Annotated in this window: 1 protein-coding gene and 1 pseudogene; one reads left to right on the top strand and one right to left on the bottom strand. The window is 73.3% G+C overall.

Going from position 1 to position 1048, the window contains the following annotated elements; all coding sequences use genetic code 11:
- A pseudogene (locus FV223_RS28375) lies at positions 1–235 on the bottom strand (hydroxyacid dehydrogenase); the annotation flags it as partial.
- Between the two features lie 156 nt (positions 236–391).
- Here FV223_RS28375 and FV223_RS28370 point away from each other — a divergent pair.
- On the top strand, positions 392–1048 hold a 657-nt coding region (locus tag FV223_RS28370), incomplete at its 3' end, for a fumarylacetoacetate hydrolase family protein (RefSeq protein ID WP_147729969.1).

The following is a 1048-nucleotide window of genomic DNA, read 5'->3' as shown; positions in this document are numbered from 1 at the left end:
GCGCCACCACCGCGACGCCCGCCGCCGCGCAGGCCTCGACCACGAAGGCGACCTCCTCGGTCGAGCCCGGCCGAACGGCGGCGAGCGCCGAGCCGCGGTAGAGTTTTCGGGACTCAACGAGATACGGGGCGAGGTCGGACGGGTCGGTCAGAACATGGGCGGCCCCGAGGCGCGCGCGCAGGGCTTCGAGGAGGGTGTCGGCGGACGGGGCCGGGGCGAGGGTGGGTTCGGTCATGATCGGTTCTTCGGCAGGGATTCTCTCGCGGACGCGGCCGCGATGCAAACGCTGCGGGCTGGCATGGACCGGTCGGTGGCCTAAGACTAGCCGCAGCGGGCACCCGGTCCACCCGATGCCCGAACGACGACCCGCCCCTGTCTCACGAGGCACGCCATGCTGTCCGTCATCCCGAACCCGCCCCGCGTCGCCCTGCCGGTCGCCGGCAGCACGGACCTGTTCCCGGTGCGCCGGGTCTACTGCGTCGGCCGCAACTACGCGGCGCATGCCCGCGAGATGGGGAAGGACCCCGACCGCGAGCCGCCGTTCTTCTTCATGAAGCCGGCCGACGCGCTGCAGCCCTGCGGGCCCGAGCCGAAGCGGCACCCCTATCCGCCGCGCACCGAGAACTACCATTTCGAGATCGAGCTGGTGGCGGCGCTCGCCAGCGGCGGCCGCGACATCCCGGTCGAGGCCGCGCGCGATCACGTCTACGGCTACGCCATCGGCCTCGACATGACCCGGCGCGACCTGCAGGACGAGGCCAAGGCCCTGGCCCGGCCATGGGACCTCGGCAAGGCGGCCGACCTCTCCGGCCCGATCGGCCCGATCCACCCGGTCGCCGAGATCGGCCATCCGGCGGCCGGACCGATCACCCTCTCGGTCGGCGGCGCCGAGCGCCAGCGCGGCGACCTCGGCGACATGATCTGGTCGGTCGCCGAGCAGATCGCCTACCTCTCGGCCTATTTCGCGCTTGAGCCGGGCGACCTGATCTTCACCGGCACGCCGGCCGGCGTCGGCCCGGTGCGGCGGGGCGAGCGCATGGTGGGGGCG

It is taken from the genome of Methylobacterium sp. WL116 (assembly GCF_008039455.1).
GTDB lineage: Bacteria > Pseudomonadota > Alphaproteobacteria > Rhizobiales > Beijerinckiaceae > Methylobacterium.
The sequence above is the reverse complement of the archived record's forward strand: the minus strand, read 5'-3'. Positions and strand labels throughout refer to the sequence as shown.